This window comes from Pseudomonas sp. Xaverov 259, assembly GCF_019352915.1.
Lineage (GTDB): Bacteria > Pseudomonadota > Gammaproteobacteria > Pseudomonadales > Pseudomonadaceae > Aquipseudomonas.
The window spans coordinates 10,559-32,029 of sequence record NZ_JAAAFV010000040.1; the positions used below are offsets into that span (position 1 = coordinate 10,559).

The following is a 21,471-nucleotide window of genomic DNA, read 5'->3' on the forward strand; positions in this document are numbered from 1 at the left end:
GAGTTTCACCACCTGATGCACCTGCTCGGCACATGCTTGCGCCTCGTCGATCAGCTTGCCGAACGCATCACTGGCGATTTCTGCAGGGGTCAGCCAACGCGTCTTCTGGCTCAGGCGATAGTGATACTGCAGCCCGTTATCCATAAGCTTGCCGTCCAGATCCAGGTCATACCAGGGCGAGCGCACCTGGCAGCCGGGGATGGCTTTTTCCATCTGCCCACCGGTCAGTGTCACGGTGAAGTCGACAGTTTCGGGGTTGCCTAAGTACAGGTCACCCTGTTGACCTTGCCGGCGGTAGTTGATGAAACCGTCCCAGCGGTCTTTCAACGATTGATCGGTATAGACATAGCCGTCCGCCAGTTTTTCCAAGGCGCGTTGATCGTTCATCTGAACGGTGATGGTGTAGCCGTCGTGAACCAAAAAGGCGGTGGGTTGGCGGGTGACTTTACAATCGCTGATGCCATTGCCGAAATTTGCGCAGATGTCCTGATCAGTGGCGGTGCTGCCTTGCTGGCGATCAGCGACGCTCAGTTGCATCAGCGGCATGCGGCTAAAAGCGAGGGTGGCCTGAGTGGCGCCGTTACCCTGCTTGTCGTAATGCACCTGTTTGTTTATGCGCTGGGTGATTTCGGGACGTTCCAGCGGGATATGCTCCTCACGGACCTGGCCCGCAGCGTTGTTGACCAGCACCCAGCGGTCCTGGATGTCGGGCAGGGTCTGGCCGGGGGCGAACACCGGGTTGGTCGGGTCGAGCCACCACACTTGCCCGTCGACTTCGGCGCGTACGATGGCGTGGTTCGGTGCGCTGGTACCGGGGATCAGCAGCGAGTCAGCCACTTCCCCGCGGCTGACCCACGCCGTCTCGGCCTGGATGCCACTGGCCTTGAGCATGGCAGTCAGCAGGATCGCCAGGTCTTTACAATCGCCGTAGCCGTGCTGCTCGATTTCGTCCAGATTGAACGGCACATAACCGCGCTCGGTAGCGCGCCAGTCGCCCAGGTAGCGGTAGTGCTCGTTGATGTGTTGCATCAACGCGCCGACCTGGTCCGCAGGTGACAGGCTGCGAGCGGCGGCGACGGCTGCGGCACTTTGTGCGGGCAGCCTGGCGTCGAGAATCTGGTTGTAGCGCCGAGCAACGTCACCGAAATACGCCTGGCGTTCAAGGGAACTGCCCACTTCGATACGCGGATTTTTCCGTGTTGCAGCGTTGGTAGCTTCATTGATGTAGTTGAGGTAAGTCGGTTTTTTTTGCACCAGATCCAGGGTCTTGCCGTCGGCCGAGCGTGTCACATTGAAACCGTCGAAACTTTCGCTGCGCCACTGAATTGGCTTTTCGGCGGTAAAGCGTGCCTTGAATTGGTCGCGACGATCTCCGTTGGGGCCGAACTTAAGGGCATAGTGAAACTGGGTCATTAATGGTTTGGCGGCACGATGCTCGCGCACGGTATAGCGAATGTGTGTGCCCACACGCAGGTTCGGGAAGGCCAGTGAGGTCTGTTTATCGCGGCTGAAACCCTGGTCCGGGTTTGGGGCTGTACGGGTGTCGATCTGCGTGGCGTCCAGGTTGACCGGCTTGGCGCCTGGTTGGGTAGATTGCGCCTTGAGCACTTCAAGCGTGTCACCTTCGGCGTAATCGAAGTCGATGCGCGAGAGCATTTCGCGGCCGTTGGGTTTGAGAATGGTGTAGTGATAGGTGGTGGTGCAATCGATGCTGTTGTCGCGATTGAAGTGACAGTGCAGCGCGGTATCGCTGGCCAAGGGGGCTTCAGCCATGGGCTGTAACGCGGCGGATGCGCAGTGGGTCACCAGCCCCAGAGTGATGGCGGTCAAAGGGCGGTGAAACTTGAAGAGGTACATGCGCGGCCTCGCTGGATGCATTGAAACGACTACCCAACGGGGTAGCAAGAAAACACTGGGCGTTATGAACCCTAACGACGAAAGATGCAGTCACTTTAGAAAGTAATGCACCGGTAGTCGCCGTGCTGTAGGACAGCTCCTGATTTCGTTATCGAATGTGCAGTTCGAATGTTGTTCTGGGGCGCTTTGCGTATGCGCCCCAGGTTTGCCAGCTCCCACAAGGGATTGGTGTTTACGCGCAGTTAGAGCTTCACCACCTGATGCACCTGCTCAGCACACGCACGCGCCTCGTCGATCATCTTGCCAAACGCCTCGCTGGAAACTTCAGCATGGGTCAGCCAGCGTATTTTCTGGCTCAGGCGATAGTGATACTGCAGACCGTCATCCGTGCGCTTGCCTGCCAGATCCAGGTCATACCACGGCGAGCGCACCTGGCAGCCGGGGATGGCTTTTGCCATCTGCCCACCGGTCAGCGTGAAGCTGTAGTCGTAGGTTTCCGGGTTGCCCAGGTAAAGGTCAGCCTGTTGATCGTAGCGACGGTAGTTGATGAAACCATCCCAGCGGCCCTTGAGCGACTCGTCGGTATAGACGTAGTCGTTCGCAAGCTTTTCCAGCGCACGCTGATCGTTCATGCTGGCGGTGACGGTGTAGCCGTCGTGCACCACGAAAGCGGTGGGCTGGCGGGTGATTTTGCAGTCGCTGATTTCGTTGCCGAAGTTGCCGCAGATGTTCTGGTCGGTGGCGGTGGTGCCTTGTTGGCGGTCGGCGACGCTCATTTGCATCAGCGGCAGGCGGCTGAAGGTGATGGTGGCCTGGGTGGCGCCATTGCCTTGCTTGTCGAAGTGCACTTTTTTGTCCAGGCGCAGGGTGGTTTCCGGGCGTTCCAGCGGGATCTGTTCTTCGCGTACCTGGCCCTGAGCATCATTGACCAGTACCCAGCGGTCCTGGATGTCGGGCAGGGTCTGGCCGGGGGCGAACACCGGGTTGGTCGGGTCGAGCCACCACACCTGGCCATCGACTTCGGCACGCACGATGGCGTGGTTCGCTGCATTGGTGCCCGGGATCAGCAACGAGAACGCCACGTCGCCACGGCTGACCCAGGCAGTTTCGGCCTTGATGCCGCTGGCCTTGAGCATTGCGGTCAGCAGGATCGCCAGGTCTTTGCAGTCGCCATAACCATGCTGCTCGATTTCCGCCAGGTTGAACGGCACATAACCGCGCTCCGTAGCGCGCCAGTCGCCCAGGTAGCGGTAGTGGTCGTTGATGTGCTGCATCAGCGCTTCGACCTGTTGTGCCGGCGCCAGGTTGCGTGCGGCAGCTACGGCAGCGGCCGCTTGCGCCGGCAGGTTGGCGCCGAGGATCTGATTGTAACGCTGGGCGAAATCACCGAAATACGCCTGGCGGTCCAGGGCGCTGCCCACTTCCAGGCGCGGGATGCGTTGCAGCGCGGCGCTGGAGGATTCGTTGATGTAATTGAGGTAGGTCGGCTTTTTCTGCACCACGTCCAGGGTCTTGCCGTTGGCGGATGCAGTGACTTTGAAGCCGTCAAACAGCTCGCTGCGCCACTGGATTGGCCGTTCGGCAGTAAAGCGCGCTTTCACGTGGTCGCGGCGGAAGGCGCTGGGGCCAAACATGAGGGCGTAGTGAAACTGGGTCACCAGCGGTTTGGCGGCGCGCCGCTCACGCACGGTGAAGCGAATTTTTGTGCCCACGCGCAGGTTCGGGAAGGCCAGGGATGTCTGCTTGTAGCGACTGAAGCCCTGGTCCGGGTTGGGCGCGGTGCGCGTGTCGATTTGCGCGGCGTCCAGCGCGACCGGCTTGGCGCCTGGTTGGGTGGATTGCGCGCTGATCACTTCAAAGCTGTCGCCTTCGGCGTAATCGAAGTCGATGCGCGAGAGCATTTCGCGGCCGTTGGGCTTGAGGATGGTGTAGTGCTGGGTGGTGGTGCAGTCGGTGCTGGCGTCGCGGTTGAAGTGGCAGTGCAGCTCGGTGTCGCTGGCCAGCGGGGCTTCGGCCATCGGTTGCAGGGCGGCATTAGCGCAGTGGGAAACCAGCCCCAGGCTCAGGGCAAGCAAGGGGCAGTGAAACGAAAAACGATACAAACGGTACATTGGCGCCTCGGGTGACACAGTGGAACAACTACCCGATGGGTAGTGAGAAGGCGCCGGATGATAATGGGTCGCAACAACAAAAGCCAGGATTGTCTGACAATTAATGTGGCTGAAAGGCCCGTGCTAGAGCCTTTGGTTTGATTTGTGTCAGGGGTTTAGCAGTTCAAATTCGGCACTGGCAAGCTTTTCGCCGTTTACCAGCACATGCACCCGATGCGTGCCTGCGTAATGCTTGCGTGTGGTCAATTCACGAATAGGTTGTTCGCGGCGGATGGCATGATGTTCGCCTGCGCCCAGGGTAAAGGCCTTGAGCTTGAACACTTTCGCCGCGCTGTGGCCGGCGCTTTTTACGTAGTCGATGGCGTAGTCGACCACCAGCTTCTGCGCAGTGGCGCCAGTGGATTCCAGGCTGAACGACAGGCTAATGCGCTCGCCCAGGTTGATCACCGCCGGTGTGACTTTCAGGTGGTGAATATTCACCTCGGCCTTGGCGCCGGCGCCCATGATCGTCAGTGCGCGGGTATTGCCTTGCTTGATCAGGTTGCGCAAGGCGTGCCGGGCGATCCAGGCCGTGTGCGGGTTGTCCAGGTTCCAGCCTTCGATCAGGCCGAGCACCCAGTCCGGGTGGTCCTTGGTGATGTCATTAAGGTGGTTGGCCACCGACTTGCGCACATACAGGCTGCTGTCGGCCTTGAGGTTAGCCAGGATCGGGGCGCACAGCTGCGGGTTGGCCTGCACCTGGGCCAAGCGAAAGGACCACGGCAGGCGAGGGCGCGAGCCTTCACTGGCGAGGCGGCGCACATGTTCGTTGGCGTCCAGCGACCACTGCTGCATCACGGCCAGGGTGCGTTCGAAGTCGCTCAACAAGAACGGGCGAATCGCGAACTCGGCCGAGCCAAAAGTGGTGAAGTATTTGAGCGCGGCCATGGAGCGCTTGAAGTCACTTTGCCCGTAACTGGCCACGTAGTGCGCCAGGAACAGGCATACAAATGCACTGTTCAGGCGCGGAGTCAGGGCGTACAGCAGCTTGAGGGTTTGCGCATAATCCAGTGGAATTACCGCATGCAGGCTCTCACTGACGCGTGCCATGCGCTGCATCACTGACAACTCGGCCAGCCCGGCTTTGGCGTGCTTTAGAAAGCCTTTGGCGTCAAATGCCGGGTACACCGCCGTCATTTCACTGGCGATGTGTTGCAGGCGTTCGACGTTGAAGATTTCCTTGAGGGCCGGGGCGCTTTGGTCGGTCATCGGTGATTCCATGGCTAGAGAAACCAGCGGTATTCCCGCGCGTTGATCTCTTGTTGAAAGGCCAGGTGGTCCTGGCGTTTGTTTTCGCAGTACACGTCGATAAATTCGGCGCCCAGCTTATCGCGCAACACCGCTTGATGCTGCATGGCACGCACGGCGTCGAGCATTTCCAGGGGGAAGTCGGCACCGCTGTTACGGTCCTCGTTCAGCGGCGCGATGGGTTCTTGCCTGGCTTCAAGGCCATGCTCCAAGCCTGCCAGGATCGCTGCCAGCACCAGGTACGGGTTGGCGTCGGCGCTGGCCAGGCGGTGTTCGATGCGCAGGTTGCGCGGGTCGGACTCGGGAATGCGCACGCAGGCGTCGCGGTCTTCAAAGCCCCAACTGGCGCGAGTGGCCGCGTTTACAGTGCCACCCAAGCGGCGGAAGGCGTTGTGGTTGGGCGAGAAGATCGGCATGCAGTGCGGCAGCAACTCCAGGCAACCGGCCACCGCGTGGCGCAGCGGTTGCTGCTGGTGCGCCGCGAGTAAGTTATTGCCCGCGCCGTCATACAGGCTGACATGCACATGCATGCCGCTGCCGGGAAATTGCAGGTAAGGCTTGGCCATAAAACTGGCGCGGTAACCGTGTTTGAGTGCCACGCCACGCGTGCTGCGGCAGAACAGCGCGGCCCAGTCGGCGGCGCGCAGGCCGTCGTCGCAGTGGCCGAAGTTGATCTCGAACTGACCAGGGCCGAGTTCGGCGGTGATCACCGTGATGTCGATGCCTTGGGCCTGGGCGGTTTGCGCCATGTCGTCGAGCACTTCACTGAAGCGCGACAACCGCTCGATATGCAGGTTGGGCTGGTCGTCAGCGTCATCACTCAACGGGTCGCGGGCGAATTGCGGCAGGCCGTCGTCAAGTTTTTTATCGAACAGGTAAAACTCCAGCTCAAACGCCACCACCGGGTGAATGCCCTTGTGCTGCAGGCGTTCCAGCACCTTGGCCAAGACTTCACGCGGTTCGAATTCGATCGGCGCTTCGGTGCCATCCGAGGTGATCAGCATCTGCCCCAGCGGCTGCGCTTCCCAGCTCACCGGCTTGAGCGTGCCCGGCACCAGGCGGCGGTTGGCATCCGGGTCGCCGTCGTGAAAGCAATAGTCACCAATCTTGAACAGCCCGCCCTGGGCGCCCAGCAGCACGGCATTTTGCGGCAGCTTCAGCGGGCTGCCGGCGGCGACTTTTTCGAGCATCTCCACCGGGTAGCGCTTGCCGTAGAAGTGCCCGGGAATGTCCAGGGCGATCAGGTCGACGTAACGCACCTCGGGGTGGTTCTGGCGAAAGGTCCGTACTTCGGCCAGCAACGTGGAGGGTTGGCTTTTCACGGGTGTTGCTCCTAGTTGTAAACCCACAATACGCGGGCGGGCAGATCAGTCAGGTTGGCGTAGCGGCAATGGGCAAAACTGGTCAGGTGGAAGCTGTCGCCTTGGCCGAGGGTGACCGAATCGGCCTCACCTTCCACCCACAGCGTCAACTCGCCCTCCAGCACAAAACCGGCCTGCTCGGCGCGGTCGCTCATGGTTTGCTCGCCACTGTTGGCACCCGGTGCCAGCAGGCTGTCGAGCATCGAAAAGGCGCCGTGCATGCTTGGCGAAACCAGAATGTCGGTGATGCCATTGGCGTAATACACCGTGCGCCGCTCGTTGGGGCGCGTCACCCAATCCACCGCCTTGGGTTTGGGCAGGCTGTAGAAGTAGGTGGTGGGTACGTCGAGGGCGTGGCTGATGGCGGTGAGATCGGCCACGGTAGGGCGCGACAGGCCGCGTTCGACTTGAGACAAAAAGCCCACCGAACGCTCGATTTTTTGCGCGAGTTGGGCGAGGGTGAGCTTCTTGTGCTTGCGCAGGTCGTGGATGAGGACGGCCAGTGCGTCGAGTTCTTGTTGTTGATTCATGAAATTAATGTCGAGAAATTTCATGAAAAATTACAGGAATTATTTCATATGAGCAACAGCGCGGCGGTCGATTAATCGACCTTGAACTGATGTAGCCAGACGTTTGCGGTAATCAGGCGAGCAGGTATTACCGCCGAAGTTTTTCCTTCGCTCACCGCCCACACCTCGCACTGGCTGCGTAAGCTGCCGTCAGCAGAGGCTTCGGTACGACCATCATTACGGATGAGGTATTGCACTGACTCAAGTAGCTCAAGACCCGCCGGAATGGGCTGACCCGTCGCAATCAGAAAGTCGAGTTTGACCTTGGGCTCGCGCAATTCATCGGTTCGACCGAGGCCAACATCGGCGCAAATATCAATACCGAAGGGCAGGTCCGGGAGTAGCTGGTTGTCGAACAGAGGCAGCAGCTGACAGCCGCGTTGATGTTTTGCGGTGGAGGTGCTCAGTTCATACACATTGACACTCAGTGTCTCGGAGAGTTGGTACACAAATACCAGGGGCGGGTCGCCGTCGAAAAGCTCCGGCGAGGCCGTTTCCGGGTCGAAAATGATCAGCTCGTTATCCTTTTCTACAGCCTGCTCTGCTGATAGGCCCATATAGTCGATCAAGGCGGTATTTCGTTTGGGCCACATTGAAATCAAGGGCGCGCCCCAAAACGATCGTTTCCCGAAATTGTTCCCGGCCACTACGTAATTCAAAGCCTCATAGCGCCGTGGGTTCTGTTTGCTGGGCGTTAACAATGCATTTGTACCCGGTAATATGACCAGGCGTCCCCAATGCCTGACCGGGAAAGCGCGAATAATCTGCCTGACGTGCTGTTGAATTGTCCGGCGGTAAAACATTTCCAACTGTTTAAGCTCTTGCACATTCTTGACGCTGCTCCACGGAATGTTCCAGTAGAGTTCGGGCGCGGTTACAAACGTAACCAGGGGCTTGAATGAATCGTCTTTGAGGGCTACCAATGAGCGCCTCATCGAACTGATCAACTGCTCTGTGCGGCGATTCGTCTCACGCTTGGCGAATTCCAGAATTGACTCATGGGCCGCGCGCAATGAGTGGGTATCGGGAGTATTGGTTTGCAACGAAAGTACTTGTATGTGCTGTGTCACTTGGCGACGTCCTCTGAGTTCTGAAAACCACAGCTCATGGCTGGATTTGAATTGAGAACTCAGAGCACTGGGATGGCTATAGGACTTCTCCAGTTTTTGATGCGCGAACGTTGGGCTCTTTAGTCAACGAGCACGCCGCAGCATCTGCGGCTGAATGAATTGCCACGCCTGCGGTCGGAACCTGGGTACGCATCATTCATTGAAGGAGCCCCCATGAAGTCCAAGACCCTAGCCGCTTGCCTGCTGCTCACCGCTGGCCTGTCGACCGCCAGCTTTGTCGTGCAGGCCGGTGATACACCCCAGGAAACCGTGCAGCCTTCCAGCATCAATACGCGGGATTTGAAAGAAGGCGACCGCGCCCCGGATATCCTGATGCGCAAGGAATCGGCGGTCAGTGACTGGAAAAAACGCGGCCTCAAGCAGCCGGAGGCAGACAGCCAATGGGCGCGGGTGGGGGACAAGTTTGTGCTGCTCAAAACCACCAACGGCACCATTCTTGAGATCACCCCCGTCAAGCGATGATCGGTCTGTTCTCCTCGCGCTGGCGTTAAGGTAACCGGCCACAGCGGTCGCGTTACCTCACCCATCACTTTTTGATTTTCATTGGGCCGTTGTTGAAGGCAAGTCATCCAGCGTGAGCTTGCCGACGTTGTTGCTTTGCAGTTCGTAGCGCAACTCTTCAACCATCTTGGCCACTTCTTGCGCGGTTTGCAGCCGGTTGGTGCTGATGCCTGTCACCACCAGGTCAACCCGGCCGGTTTCGGCGTCGTAGACCTTGAGGGTCAGGGACGCGTCCCGGCACAGGGTGAATTCGCAGGTCAGCGGTGATAAACCTTCTTCGATGCAGTTGCGCAATTGAGAGAGGGTAAACATGGGCCTCGGCCTCCTCAACGACGACGCAGCAACAAGCCCACAAGCAGGCCGATACCGGCAACGACAGCCACGGTAGTCAGGGGTTTGTTTTTGGCGAAATCACCGACGGTCTCCAGCGCGTCGCCGTAAGTTTGCTGCAGTTGACCTGCGGCCTGACGCGCTACACCTTCAGCCTGCAATTGTTCATCGCCGGTGAGGTCGCCGATAAAGCCCTGGGCCTTGCCGGCAACTTTTTCTACGGCGCCTTTGACTTGTTCGCTTTTCATCGTGCTTTCCTTGGAAGAGATCAAACCATTACGGCGCGGGACCAAAGGCCCTGCACCCACTCCTCAAGGTTAAGCAGCACGCGCCAGTGCAATAAGGCGAATTTGCACTGGTCGCACTAGTGCATTTGCACTCTATGGTTTGCTTTTGACGCGCAGTTCGCCGGCAAACAAGCCACGCTCCCTGGCCCACACAATGGCCGCGCTGCGGCTGTGTACACCGAGTTTGGAGTACACCGTGGCCACATGGTTACGCACGGTGTTGGGTGCAAGCTTCAGGCGCGAGGCAATCTCTTTGTCGGCCAGGCCTTCGCAGATCAAACCCAGCACATCACGCTCTCGGGCGGTGAGGTCGGTAAAGGCCACGTTCGGCAGGTTGGGGCTGTTGACGCTCTTGGCGTTGGCCAGTTTTTCGATCAGGGTCTGGCTGAACCAGGAGGCGTCCTGCATCACTTCCTCGATGGCCGCCACCAGCTCCAGCTCCGAGCGTTTGCGTTCGGTGATGTTCATCAGCACCAGCAGGTAGCAGGGCACGTCTTCGATAATCACCGTGTCGGCGGAGACCACGCAGTCGATCACCTCGTTGCCTTTCTTGCGCACCTTGAGGTCCTGGCCTTCGAGGTTGCCGGCCTTTTCCAGGGTGGTGAACAGCTGCGTGCAGGCGGGGGCACTGTCGATGAAGTTGATATCCTCGACGTTCTTGCCGATCAGTTCTTCGCTGGTGTAGCCGGTGATGCTCATGAACGCTTCGTTGATATCCACCACTTGCCGGTTGGCGGCGTTGCACACCAGGGTCGGCACCGGCGTCAGGCGGAAGGATTTGGCGAACCGTTCTTCGCTCTGGCGCAGGGCGGTCTCGGCCTTGCGCCGTGGTTCCAGGTCGGTGAAGGAAAACAGCATGCAGTCTTCCTCGTTCATGTCCAACGGCTGGCCGGCGACGATCACCAGTTTGCTGCCGCCTTCGGGCAGGCGCAGCTCGGCCTGCATCTGCGGGATGGTCGCGCCTTCGCCCAGGCGCTGGATGGCCAGGTCCTTGCGGTCGGCCTGTTCCAGCACGTCCAGCTCATACACGGATTTGCCGATGACCTGGTCGCGGTTGTAACCGGTCATCTCCAAAAAACCCTGGTTGACCTTGATGTAGCGCAGGTCGCTGAGGCGGCAGATCACGGCAGGCGCCGGGTTGGCATTGAAGGTTTTCTCGAAGCGCTGCTCGGCGCTGGCCCACTCGGTGGCGTCGCTGAGGATCAGCACCAACAGCTCTGGCTCGCCGTGGGCGTCCGTCAGCACCAGGCTGCGCAAGCGGTGGACCCAACTGCGGTCTTCGTCGGCGGCGGGGGTGACTTCCACCACCACATCGCTGAATTCTTCACCGGCTGCTATTCGGCTAAGCGGGTAGCTGTCCAGCGGCAAGGGGTGGTTGTTGCGATAGCGCAAGGCGAAGCGCTTGGCGTATTGCTCGGTATTGGCGCCCAGCTGCTCCACCTCACTGACCCCGTGCATGGTCAGCGCGGCTTCGTTGGCCCACAGAATGGTCTGGTCGACTTCGGCCAGGATCACACCGTCCGATAACCCGGAGATGATCTGCTGCAGTTGGCGGCGGTTGGTTTCTTTGGCAAGAACGTCCTGGGTCATGGTCTCTCCGGGGATGGGCGCATGAAGGGTACGACACCCAGGCCTCAGGATAGTGCACACAGAGTGCCCGCTGCGGGGTGCGAATGCACCAGATACTCTGGTGCATTTGAGCGGGGACGACCGGCAACGGTCTCGCCAGACTGATACGGTCAACCACTCAAAGGATTAATCATGACAACTGTCTATGAAACCAACCGTTCACCGTTTCGCGTTTCCTGGAGCTCTGTGCTGGCGGGTAGTGCAATTGCCCTGGTGACCTACCTGGTACTCAGCGTGCTGGGCACGGCCATCGGCGCAAGTGCCGTCAACCCGATGGAAGCGGGCAACCCACTGAGCGGCTTCGGCACCGGCGCCGGGATCTGGCTGTTTGTCTCGACCCTGGTGGCGGTCGGCCTCGGCGCCTTTGTGGCCGGGCGCACTGCACCTGACCGTGGCGGGCTGCACGGCTTACTGACCTGGACCTTCACCACCTTGCTCACCACCTGGCTGCTGGCTGGTCTGGCCGCCAGCGTGGTCGGCACCGCCGGTAACGTAGTGGGCAAAGGTTTGTCCGCCGCCGGCAGTGGTATCGCCGCTGCTGCGCCTGGGATCGGCAACAGCATCAAGCAGCAGTTGAACGAGCAAGGCATCCAACTCGATTGGAACAGCCTGCAAGGCCAACTCGACACCTTGCTCAAGCAAAGCGGCAAGCCTGAACTGGACCCGGCCAACGTCGAGCAGAAAACCGACCAGGCCACCGCTGACGGCAAGCAATCGGCCAAGGACGCCGCGACCAACCCTGCACAGGCCGGTGATGAGTTGAAGCAGTGGTTCGAACGCGTCAAAGCCTCCGGCGAGCCTGCGTTGAATGCAGCGGATAAAGACGCGCTGGTCAACATCGTGGCCGCCCGTACCGGCAAGAGCAAAGCCGAAGCCACGCAGATTGTCGACAACTATGCCCAGGCTTATCAGCAAGCCATGCAGAAGGTCGATGAGCTGAAACAGCAAGCCGAACAGAAAGCCCGTGAAGCCGGTGAAGTAGCGGCTAAGCAGCTGTCCCGCGCTGCATGGAGCACCTTGGCCATGTTGCTGCTGGGTGCAGCCTTGAGCTTCTATGTGGGTCGTACCGCGCTGACCACGCGTCGCGTGCCGTTGGCTTAAGCCGGGAATGTGCGGCAGGGACGCCGCTATTCCCTGGTACCCACCGGTTATGGTGTGAACTCGCTACCCCCTGCGCTCGAATGAATGCGTAAAATACCGGCTTTTTACGTGTATCACGCAAAGGTGCCCCTTGAGCGCAGGCAAAGCTGTCGGACTGTTATTACTCACTTCCCTGTTGGCGGCGTGCGGTACTTCGCCGCCACGCACGCCAAACGACATCTGCGGCATCTTCCGTGAAAAAGACGACTGGTACGACGCCGCCAAGGTCACGCAAAAGCGTTGGGGCGTGCCGATCCAGGTGCCGTTCGCAATCATGTATCAAGAGTCGGGCTTCCGCCAGGATGCCAAGACCCCGCGCAAATACCTGTTATGGATCATCCCCTGGGGACGCGTGTCCACCGCCGAAGGCTATTCCCAGGCCAAGGATGAAGTCTGGAACGACTACCGCAAGAGCACCGGCCGCAGCGGTGCGAGCCGTCAGGATTTCGACGACTCCATCGACTTTGTGGGTTGGTACATGGACAAGACCTACACCATCAACGGCGTGTACAAATACGACGCCTATGGCCAATACCTGAACTACCACGAAGGCTGGGGCGGCTATCGCCAGCGCACCTATGCGGCCAAAACCTGGTTGCCGCCGGTGGCGAGCAAGGTGCAGGCGCGCTCGCAGATGTACGCGGCGCAATATGCGCGCTGCAAGGATGATTTGGGCCGGGGGTTCTGGAGCCGGTTCTGGCATTGGTTGTAATAAACTCAGACAAGGGTGTGGCGAGGGCGCTCTTGCCAAGCTCACTCTATTCTGGGAAAACCCCAGCCTTTACCTATCCAACGAGAGCCCCATGAGCAACGACGAACTGCAGATCACCGACACCCGCCAGGGCACCGGCAAAACCGTGGTCAAGGGCGCGCTGATCACCACCCAATACACCGGCACTCTTGAGGATGGCACCGTGTTCGATTCGTCCTGGGAGCGCGGCAAGCCGTTCCAGTGCGTGATCGGCACCGGGCGTGTGATCAAGGGGTGGGATCAAGGCTTGATGGGCATGCAGGTCGGCGGCGTGCGCACGCTTTTTGTGCCGGCACACTTGGCTTATGGGGAGCGTTCGATGGGCGCGCATATCAAGCCCAACAGCAACCTGCGTTTTAAAATTGAGTTGCTGGAAGTGCTGACGCGCGACGATTAAAGGGGAAATAAACATGGAAGTTGGTTGCTCACTCGAAGGCATTCGGGTGGTTCAACTGCACGGCGGCGACGCGGGTGAGCTGCAGTGTTTTTTTGACCAGGCACCCGAGTATTTCATCGCGGTCAATGGTGAACCGGCATCACCGACCGAAGCGCACGAAGAGTTACAGGGCTATTTGCCTGCAGGTTGGCATTGCAGTCGGATGTACTGGCTGGGTTATCGCGATGCGCAGGACCAACTGGTTGCCGTGGTGAACATCGCGGCAGATTTGCTGGCTGTCGGCGTATGGCATATCGGTTTGCTAATGGTGCATACGCGCCGGCATGGCACCGGTTTTGCGCGACAATTGCATGCCGATCTTGAAGCGTGGGCGGTGCGCAACGGTGCCCAGTGGCTGCGGTTGACGGTGGTGGTCGGCAATACCAAGGCCGAGCGCTTCTGGCCCAAGCTTGGGTATGGGCAGGTGCGCACGCGTGAAGGCATCAGGATGGGACGGCAGGTGAACAGGGTGTCGATTCGGGTCAAACCCGTTGCCGGCGGGGAACTGCATGATTACCTGAAACTGGTTGAGCGGGATCGGCCCGATATGCCGTAATAGCGGACGTACGTAGTCCTTGTGGGAGCTGGCTTGCCTGCGATGACGCAGTGTCAGCAATAAACCTCCCGCAGACAGTCCGCTATCGCAGGCAAGCCAGCTCCCACACTTGATCTTCAGTTTCTGAACTCACCCTGAACGATCCATCCAAACGCCATCGGTAAATTCTCCTACGGTTTACTCCCTCGAAATCGCGGGGTAAACTCCGCGCGTTTTCATCAATAGCGGAGACCCTCAGTGGGTACTTGTTCGAGTGACAGTCGTCGGCCGGTTTCGGTAACCGGCACCTACTTGGCAAGGTAACGCGCATTTTTCCTGATGCCGTTGTCTCGCCTCACAAAGCGAGAAGCGGCATAGCGGCAGCGGCCAGTCCTGGCACCTGCCTGCATCCCTCTCATCGACGCTGACCAGCACCTGAAATCAATCAGGATGCTTCGGACGCGCCTGCTATTTACGGTGGGCGAGCCAAGCTGACTGTGCCTTAACAATGGGCGCGGTGCAGTGGGTCGTACCTGCACGAAGGCTTCTTGCATGCGCAGCAGTCATGGAGATTTTTTATGCAGGCAATCAATAACATCAACCTCAACTCTTTGGTCGATACCGTGGTCAGCCTCACCGCGGCGTTTGTCCTCGGTGGCTTGATCGGCTTTGAGCGCCAGTACCGCCAACGCACGGCGGGCTTGCGCACTAATGTGCTGGTGGCGGTGGGCGCGGCGATTTTTGTCGACATGGCCAACCGCCTGGGCGGCGCCGAAGGCGCGGTGCGAGTAGTCGCGTACGTGGTCTCGGGCATCGGCTTTTTGGGCGCCGGCGTGATCATGCGTGAGGAAGGCAATGTGCGGGGGCTCAACACCGCCGCCACACTTTGGGCATCGGCGGCGGTGGGGGCGTGTGCGGGGGCCGACCTGATCCTCGAAGCGCTGCTGGGCACGCTGTTTGTGCTGGCGGCCAACACCTTGCTACGGCCGATCGTCAATAACATCAACCGCCAGCCTTTGGACGTGGTGTCGGCGGAGGTCACCAACATCCTCTATGTCATCGCCCGGCGCAGCCAGCAGCAGGCGGTGATGGTGCTGCTGGAAGCCGAGCTTGCGCGCTGCAACTACCCGGCCAGCGACGTTGACGTGCGGCCGTTCGGCAGCGAAGAAGTGGAGATCGAGGCGACCCTGGTGGCCACTTCGGTAGATGGCGACGAACTGGACGCGCTGGTGGCGCGAATTTCCACCTCGACCCTGGTGGTACAGGCGTTCTGGAGCCCGAGTACCACCGACTAGCAAGCGCTTGCAGAGGCTGCTCTGCGAGGAAAAGTCCTACATGTGAATGGGATTACCCCTTCGGTCAAAACGTTATTTCGTTGTTAAGGTTGCGCACTTGCAGCCAGACGGTGGAAACGGTTTGGCGATACGTGCTCGGCATGTTTTCGATCGAAAGGGGCCAGGCTTGGCCTGGCTATTCGCCTGAGTGAAGGCCGTCCGCTGGTCGGAACTGTTATTTCTCACAGGTACCTGTGTCCCGTGTGCTGTGTAAGGGTGCTTATTCTTCTCAGGGTAGTTATATGATCAAAGCGTCAGGTAGTGGAAACAAAGCGCTAATTGTGGATGACCATCCGTTCATCCGCGCAACTGTCAGGCATTTATTGAAGGCCGAAGGGTTCGCTGATATCGATGAAGCCGGTACAGGCGCGGATGCTCTCCAAAAGGTGAGAGAGGGGCGCCCCGCCTTGATCATTCTCGACCTGGCCATTCCAAAGCTGGGTGGGCTGGAAGTGATCAGCCGGGTCAAGGCGCTGGGTGTGCCGTGCAAAATTCTTGTACTGACGTCGTTTCTGCCCGAGTTTTTTTCCACGCGGTGCATGCGTGCCGGTGCCATGGGGTTTGTCGCCAAGACGGGGGAGCTGGAGGAACTGCAAAAAGCGATCAGGGCGGTGATGTCCAACTACAACTGCTTCCCCAGCCTGCCGAGCAGTTCGGTACGCCGTGATGATTTGCAGGCGACCGAGTACGAGTTGGTGCAGTTACTTTCGGATCGCGAAGTGGCCGTGCTGAGGATGTTGGCGCTGGGTTTCAACAACAACAAAATCGCTGCAGATATGCTGCTGAGCCACAAGACCATCAGCACCTATAAAACCCGGCTCAAGGAGAAGCTGCGTATGACATCCGTGGTGCACATGGCCAAGTTTGCCCAGCGTAATCACCTGATCTGATTCCCTATGATCCTTACCCAGGTTCGGTGGTTGATCATGGCGTTGTCGATGAGCCTGCTGCCGATGTTCGCCGTCGCCCTTGATGAGCCTCACACCTTACGGTTGTTGGGGCATGCAAGCCTTGATGGCAGTAGCCCGCCCGTGGTGCTGGGCGAAGCTGACTGGCACTGGCTGCGTGAGCGGCGCACTCTGTTGATGGGGGTTTCCGCGCCGGATTACGGGCCTTTCGAACTGACCAACAACAACGACGAACTGGAGGGCGTGACGGCCGACTATGCAAAGCTGCTCGCTCAGGCGCTGAATGTCAGCGTTGAAGTGCGCCGCTATGACACCCGTGATGAGGTGATCGAGGCGCTCAAACACGGCGCCATCGACTTCCTCGGTTCGGCCAACGGGTTTGAAGCCGGGGACCCACAACTGGTCCTGTCGCGTTCCTATGCCAATGATCAGCCGGTGCTGGTCACTCGCACCGGTGACACCCAATCCCTGAGTGTCGACCTGGCCGGCAAGCGTGTGGCGATGCTTTATCACTATATGCCGCCCGATGTGGTCGAGGCTTTTTACCCCAAGGCCCATGTGGAGCTGTTTGCGTCGGTTTTCGAAGCCATCGGCGCCGTGGCGTTCGGACGCGCCGATGTCTACCTCGGAGATGCCATCAGCGCCCACTATCAGATCAACCGCAACCACCTCAATAATGTGCAACTGGCGGATTTTTCCACCTTGGAGTCCAACGCGTTCGCGTTTGCGGTGGCCCGCGACAACATCCGCATGCTGCGCATTATCAACAGCGCGCTGAGGTCGATCCCGGGTAACCAGCAGCTGGATATATTGCGCCGTTGGAGTGCTGGCAACCTTGGTTTTCTGGGGGCCGAACGGCTGCACCTGAGTACCAGCGAGCAACGCTGGCTGGAGAAACACCCGCGCGTCAGGGTGGTGGCGTCCGACCAGATGCTGCCGTTGGCATCCTTCACGGCGCAGGGGAGATCAGAGGGTTTGAGTGCCGACGTTCTGACCCGGATCAGCCTGCGCACGGGCTTGAAGTTCGATGTGGTCCCAGGCGGCTCGATGTCCCAGCAAATCGAGACGGTCAGTTCGGGCCGGGCGGACATGATGGCGGTGGTTTCCCCCAGCATCGAGGGCTCTGATCAGGTGCGCTTTACAAGGCCGTACCTGACCAATCCGCTGGTGCTGGTCACCCGCAGCGACGACCCAGGCACCCTGACCTTGGAGAATATGCTGGGCAAGCGTCTGGCGCTGCCCAGCGGCAACGCCCTGCGTGAGATCATCAACCGTGACTATCCCGGTATCCACTTCGTTGAGGCGAAGAACCCTACGGATGCCATGGCCCTGGTGGCTAACGGCAGCGCCGAGGGTGCCGTCAGTTCATTGATTTATGCGCGCTACCTGATCGCCTTTGAGTACCGCGACCGTTTGCAAGTGACCAGCACCGTCGGCTCTGAACCCGTGCGTATGACGTTCGGGGTCAACCGGGGTCAGTTGGAGCTGTACTCGATACTGGACAAGGCGTTGTTGAGTATCCCGCCTCAGGAAATGGATGAGCTGGTCAGCCAATGGCGCACCGATGTCATCATCGAAGACCATTGGCTACGCCATCGTAGTGCGATTATCCAAGGGTTCGGCCTGGCGGCGGTATTGCTGCTGATTACCCTGGGATGGGCGATTTACCTGCGCAGCCTGATCCGTAAGCGGGCTCAGGCCGAGCGGGCGTTGAGCGACCAGATGCGCTTTATGGGCGTGCTCATCGACGGTACGCCGCACCCGATCTACGTGCGTGATCGCCAGGGCCGGCTGATGGCTTGCAATAGCGCTTACCTGGATGTCTTTGGCTTCAAGCTGGAAGCGGTGATCGGCAAGACGATCATCGAAACCGATACCGGCAACCCGCCGCAGGCCCAGTCTTACCACGAGGATTACTTGCGGCTGATGGAGCGAGGCGAGCCGCAGATTCATGATCGGGTACTCAGGTTGCCCGCGGGCAAGGTGCTGACTATCTACCACTGGATGCTGCCGTACCGTGATGGCGACGAAAATGTCGTCGGCATGATTGCCGGTTGGGTCGATGTGAGCGAGCGCCAGCGGCTGCTGGGCCAGTTGCAGGAGGCCAAGGAAGACGCCGACGCCGCGAACCGCGCCAAGACCACGTTCCTGGCGACCATGAGTCACGAAATTCGCACCCCCATGAACGCGGTGATCGGCATGATCGAGCTGGCGTTGGCCAATGCCGAGCAAGGACGTGCCGACCGCGATGCCCTGGAAGTAGCCTCGGTGGCCTCCCACGGCATGCTGGAGTTGATCGGCGATATTCTGGATATTGCCCGGATCGAGTCCGGCCATCTGTCTTTGGCCCTGGAGCCCGCCAACCCCCATGAACTGTTGACGTCGGTGGCGCGGGTATTCGAAGGGCTGGCGCGGGCGAAGGGCCTGGCCCTGCAGGTAGAGCTTGACCCGCAGATGGATTGCGCGGTGTTGATCGACCCGTTGCGATTCAAACAGGTGGTGTCCAACCTGCTGAGCAATGCCATCAAGTTTACCCATCAGGGCCAGGTACGCATGGGCGGGCGCTGTGGGCTGGGATCGGATCCCAGCCAGTTGAACCTCAGTGTGTGGGTCGAAGACACTGGCATCGGCATCAGTGCTGAAGATCAGCAGCGGCTGTTCAATCCGTTTATCCAGGGCAGCAATACTGAGCAATCGGCGCGCAGCGGGTCGGGCCTGGGGCTGGTGATCAGCCGCACACTGTGCGAAATGATGGCGGGCAAGCTGCAATTGAGCAGTGCGTTGGGGCAGGGGACGCGCGTGGACGTGGCACTGACGCTGGCCAGGACGGCAGCAGTACTGGACGAGGATTCGGCCACGCCGGCCCCCACCCAGCCCACCCGAGTACTGGACATCCTGGTGGTGGATGACTACCCGGCCAATCGCCTGCTGCTGGCCCGGCAACTGAACTTCCTGGGGCATCGCATTATCACCGCCGAAGACGGTGCCCAAGGCTTTGAACGCTGGCAAACCCACCAGCCTGATGTGGTTATCACCGATTGCAATATGCCCCTCAGGGATGGCTATGCCTTGGCGCGTGAGATCCGCGCGCAAGAGCGTGAGCAAGGTTTGCACGCCTGCCTGCTGCTGGGGTTTACCGCCAATGCCCAGCCGGAAGAAACCGAGCGCTGCCGGCAGGCGGGCATGGATGGCTGCCTGTTCAAGCCTGCCGGGCTTGAGGATTTGCGCTCGGCGCTGGGCGCCTATGCGCTCAGCCCGGGTTCAACCACCGCTGAGCCGGGGTTTGATCTGAAGGCGTTGATCTTGGTGACGGGGGATGATCGCGCGGCGCTCAAGGAGCTGCTGAGCGCCTTGCTCGACAGCCTGGAGGTGGACCGCGCGATGCTGGCGTCGTTGCAACGCCAGCACCGTTTTGGTGAGCTGCACGACCTTGCACACCGCGTCAAAGGAGGGGCACGCATGGTCAAGGCCCAGGCATTGATCGCCAGCTGCGAAACGCTGGAAGCGGTGTGTGAACGCCAGGAGCGCAGCGCATTGGCCGCCGCAGTTGTGGCGATAGACGTGGCGATTGGTGATTTGCATCAGCACATGGGTGAATATTACAAGCAGGCCTGACGGCAGTTGAGGGGTATTCGGTGGATTTGGGAGAACTCCTACATGAAGGGGGAACATGCCTGATTTTGTCTTCGGCATATGTCTGGAAAATGGACCAGGCTCACTGACGAGCGCTGCCAGCCCAGGGGTTCGCCATGCCGAACAAAGCACTGACTATCCTGATTGCCGATGAACAACACCTGCAACGACTGCACATCGAAAAAATGCTTAATCGGTTGGGGTACCACCGGATCGTGCCGGTGCAAACCTACCAAGAAGTCCAGATACTGACCGCTATCCCGGCCGAACCCTTCGACGTGCTGATCATGAATGCGGGGCTGGCGGCGCAGGCCTGCGGGCCGCAGCCACAGGCGCGGCATGTGCTGCTCTATGACCATCAGGACCTGGGCAAGCCATCTGGCACAAAGCCTGGGGTGCTGGTGCGGTTGCCGGGCGTACCGGACAACATCAACCTCGAACACTTCATGGACATCATCGACCCACCCGAGGCCACGGCGGGCCTGCGGGTATTGCCATGGCTGCGCGAGTTATCGCGCAAACCGCTGGCCGGGGTTTAGTCCCACTTCGGCGCGATGCCTTTTGGGCTGGTCAAACGATGGCCACGCTCCAGGGCGGCAATCTGCGCCATATCGGCGGTGCTCAAGGCCAGTTGCAGGGCCTTGAGATTGCTTTGCAGGTTGGCGCGTTTGGTCGACGACGGGATCACCGCGTAACCCAACTGCATGGCCCAGGCCAGCGTGACCTGCGCCGGTGTGGCTTGATGGCGCTCGGCGATCTGCTGGATCACCGGGTCTTTGAGCACTTCGCCGTAGGCTAGGGTCATGTACGAGGTGATCTGGATGCCATGGGCGGTGGCGAAATCCACGACCTTCTGGTTTTGCAGGTAGGGGTGCAGCTCGATCTGGTTGGTGGCGATGTTCTCGGCCCCCACCGCAGCGATTGCCTGCTTCATCAGGTCGATGGTGAAGTTGGAAATACCGATTTGGCGGGTCAGGCCCAGGCGCTTGGCTTCCAGCAACTGGCCCATGAATTCAGCGACCGGCACCTGGTCTTCCGGCGATGGCCAGTGGATCAATGTCAGGTCGAGGTAGTCGGTTTTGAGTTTGCGCAGGCTTTCGCGCAGGCTCGGGATCAACTGGCCTTCGGCGAAATTGGCGATCCAGATCTTGCTGGTGATAAACAGCTCATCACGCGCTACGCCGCTGGCGGCAATGGCTTGACCGACCTCGGCTTCGTTCTCGTAGATCTGTGCGGTGTCGATGACGCGGTAGCCCAGCTCCAGGCCGGTGCTCACGGAGTCGATCACCACTTGCCCTTGCAGGCGGAAGGTGCCGAGGCCGAAGTCGGGGACGTTTTGGGTGGGGGTAGACATCAGTAACTCCAGAGAGGGTGTGAACAATGGAGTCGAGTATCCGCCCGTCGTTCACTCGGAAAAACCACCGATTGCAAAAAGGACTCTTAACCACAAGTCACGAATACCCCCAAGCCCTGTATGTGCGGCTTGATGGGGTGAGTAGGGTTGTTGTGGCAAGCCCGCTTACTGTGGTGATAAGGGCTGTTGTGGCGAGCGGGCTTGCCCCGCGTTGGGGCGCGACGCGCCCCCAAAACCAGGCGCACGGTTCTGTCTGGATTAACGCGGTGGTCTTATCAGGGCTGCTACGCAGCCCAACGCGGGGCAAGCCCGCTCGCC

The 21,471-nt window shown here is 59.8% G+C and carries 19 protein-coding genes; 9 read left to right on the forward strand and 10 right to left on the reverse strand.

All coding sequences use genetic code 11. From position 1 onward, the window contains the following. The 6 genes from K0H48_RS17125 to K0H48_RS17150 form a co-directional block, all read right to left on the reverse strand. A partial coding sequence (locus tag K0H48_RS17125) for a DUF3857 domain-containing transglutaminase family protein (RefSeq protein WP_219268381.1) occupies positions 1–1,857 on the reverse strand: 1,857 nt, incomplete at its 3' end. Between the two features lie 242 nt (positions 1,858–2,099). Continuing rightward, positions 2,100–3,959, reverse strand: a complete 1,860-nt coding sequence (locus tag K0H48_RS17130; protein ID WP_219268573.1) for a DUF3857 domain-containing transglutaminase family protein — start codon at positions 3,957–3,959, stop codon at positions 2,100–2,102. A 156-nt stretch (positions 3,960–4,115) separates the two neighbouring features. Further along, positions 4,116–5,216, reverse strand: a complete 1,101-nt coding sequence (locus K0H48_RS17135) for a DNA alkylation repair protein (protein ID WP_219268382.1) — start codon at positions 5,214–5,216, stop codon at positions 4,116–4,118. A gap of 14 nt (positions 5,217–5,230) precedes the next feature. Continuing rightward, positions 5,231–6,577: a glutamine synthetase family protein gene (locus K0H48_RS17140; RefSeq protein ID WP_138815516.1), complete on the reverse strand. Its 1,347-nt coding sequence runs from the start codon at positions 6,575–6,577 to the stop codon at positions 5,231–5,233. A gap of 11 nt (positions 6,578–6,588) precedes the next feature. Further along, positions 6,589–7,146 carry a helix-turn-helix domain-containing protein gene (locus K0H48_RS17145; RefSeq protein ID WP_219268383.1) on the reverse strand — a complete coding sequence of 186 codons (558 nt, stop codon included), beginning with the start codon at positions 7,144–7,146 and terminating at the stop codon, positions 6,589–6,591. Positions 7,147–7,217: 71 nt separating this feature from the next. Further along, positions 7,218–8,228 (reverse strand): hypothetical protein, encoded by a 1,011-nt coding sequence (locus K0H48_RS17150; protein WP_219268384.1) that lies wholly within the window; start codon positions 8,226–8,228, stop codon positions 7,218–7,220. Between the two features lie 240 nt (positions 8,229–8,468). On the opposite strand from K0H48_RS17150, the gene K0H48_RS17155 reads away from it, so the two are divergent. After that, positions 8,469–8,777, forward strand: a complete 309-nt coding sequence (locus tag K0H48_RS17155; RefSeq protein WP_056858063.1) for an RcnB family protein — start codon at positions 8,469–8,471, stop codon at positions 8,775–8,777. Positions 8,778–8,855: 78 nt separating this feature from the next. On the opposite strand, the gene K0H48_RS17160 is transcribed toward K0H48_RS17155, so the two are convergent. From K0H48_RS17160 to K0H48_RS17170, 3 genes are all read right to left on the reverse strand, one after another. Then, positions 8,856–9,128: a DUF1652 domain-containing protein gene (locus K0H48_RS17160; protein WP_017138988.1), complete on the reverse strand. Its 273-nt coding sequence runs from the start codon at positions 9,126–9,128 to the stop codon at positions 8,856–8,858. Positions 9,129–9,142: 14 nt separating this feature from the next. Next, positions 9,143–9,394 (reverse strand): CsbD family protein, encoded by a 252-nt coding sequence (locus tag K0H48_RS17165; protein WP_219268385.1) that lies wholly within the window; start codon positions 9,392–9,394, stop codon positions 9,143–9,145. 132 nt (positions 9,395–9,526) lie between these two features. Continuing rightward, the gene (locus K0H48_RS17170; protein WP_219268386.1) at positions 9,527–11,023 is read right to left on the reverse strand and encodes a PAS domain S-box protein; all 1,497 of its coding nucleotides are present in this window, start codon (positions 11,021–11,023) and stop codon (positions 9,527–9,529) included. A 171-nt stretch (positions 11,024–11,194) separates the two neighbouring features. Between K0H48_RS17170 and K0H48_RS17175 the strand changes: the two genes are divergently transcribed. The 8 genes from K0H48_RS17175 (at position 11,195) to K0H48_RS17210 (ending at position 20,338) form a co-directional block, all read left to right on the forward strand. Next, positions 11,195–12,163, forward strand: a complete 969-nt coding sequence (locus K0H48_RS17175; RefSeq protein WP_219268387.1) for a hypothetical protein — start codon at positions 11,195–11,197, stop codon at positions 12,161–12,163. Positions 12,164–12,293: 130 nt separating this feature from the next. Next, positions 12,294–12,914 (forward strand): hypothetical protein, encoded by a 621-nt coding sequence (locus K0H48_RS17180; RefSeq protein WP_138815522.1) that lies wholly within the window; start codon positions 12,294–12,296, stop codon positions 12,912–12,914. Positions 12,915–13,005: 91 nt separating this feature from the next. Then, the gene (locus K0H48_RS17185) at positions 13,006–13,350 is read left to right on the forward strand and encodes an FKBP-type peptidyl-prolyl cis-trans isomerase (protein WP_219268388.1); all 345 of its coding nucleotides are present in this window, start codon (positions 13,006–13,008) and stop codon (positions 13,348–13,350) included. A 13-nt stretch (positions 13,351–13,363) separates the two neighbouring features. Then, positions 13,364–13,945 (forward strand): N-acetyltransferase, encoded by a 582-nt coding sequence (locus K0H48_RS17190; protein ID WP_219268389.1) that lies wholly within the window; start codon positions 13,364–13,366, stop codon positions 13,943–13,945. A 557-nt stretch (positions 13,946–14,502) separates the two neighbouring features. Then, complete coding sequence (locus tag K0H48_RS17195) at positions 14,503–15,219, forward strand: MgtC/SapB family protein (protein ID WP_138815525.1); 717 nt, start codon at positions 14,503–14,505, stop codon at positions 15,217–15,219. Positions 15,220–15,500: 281 nt separating this feature from the next. Then, positions 15,501–16,148 (forward strand): response regulator transcription factor, encoded by a 648-nt coding sequence (locus K0H48_RS17200; protein WP_219268574.1) that lies wholly within the window; start codon positions 15,501–15,503, stop codon positions 16,146–16,148. A gap of 6 nt (positions 16,149–16,154) precedes the next feature. Beyond that, complete coding sequence (locus K0H48_RS17205; RefSeq protein WP_219268390.1) at positions 16,155–19,781, forward strand: transporter substrate-binding domain-containing protein; 3,627 nt, start codon at positions 16,155–16,157, stop codon at positions 19,779–19,781. A gap of 134 nt (positions 19,782–19,915) precedes the next feature. After that, positions 19,916–20,338, forward strand: coding sequence for a chemotaxis protein CheY (locus K0H48_RS17210; protein WP_138815527.1), 423 nt, complete (start codon positions 19,916–19,918; stop codon positions 20,336–20,338). Here K0H48_RS17210 and dkgB read toward each other — a convergent pair. After that, positions 20,335–21,153, reverse strand: coding sequence for a 2,5-didehydrogluconate reductase DkgB (dkgB, locus tag K0H48_RS17215; RefSeq protein ID WP_219268391.1), 819 nt, complete (start codon positions 21,151–21,153; stop codon positions 20,335–20,337). The two genes, K0H48_RS17210 and dkgB, sit on opposite strands and share 4 nt — an antisense overlap. Positions 21,154–21,471: the final 318 nt, after the last annotated feature.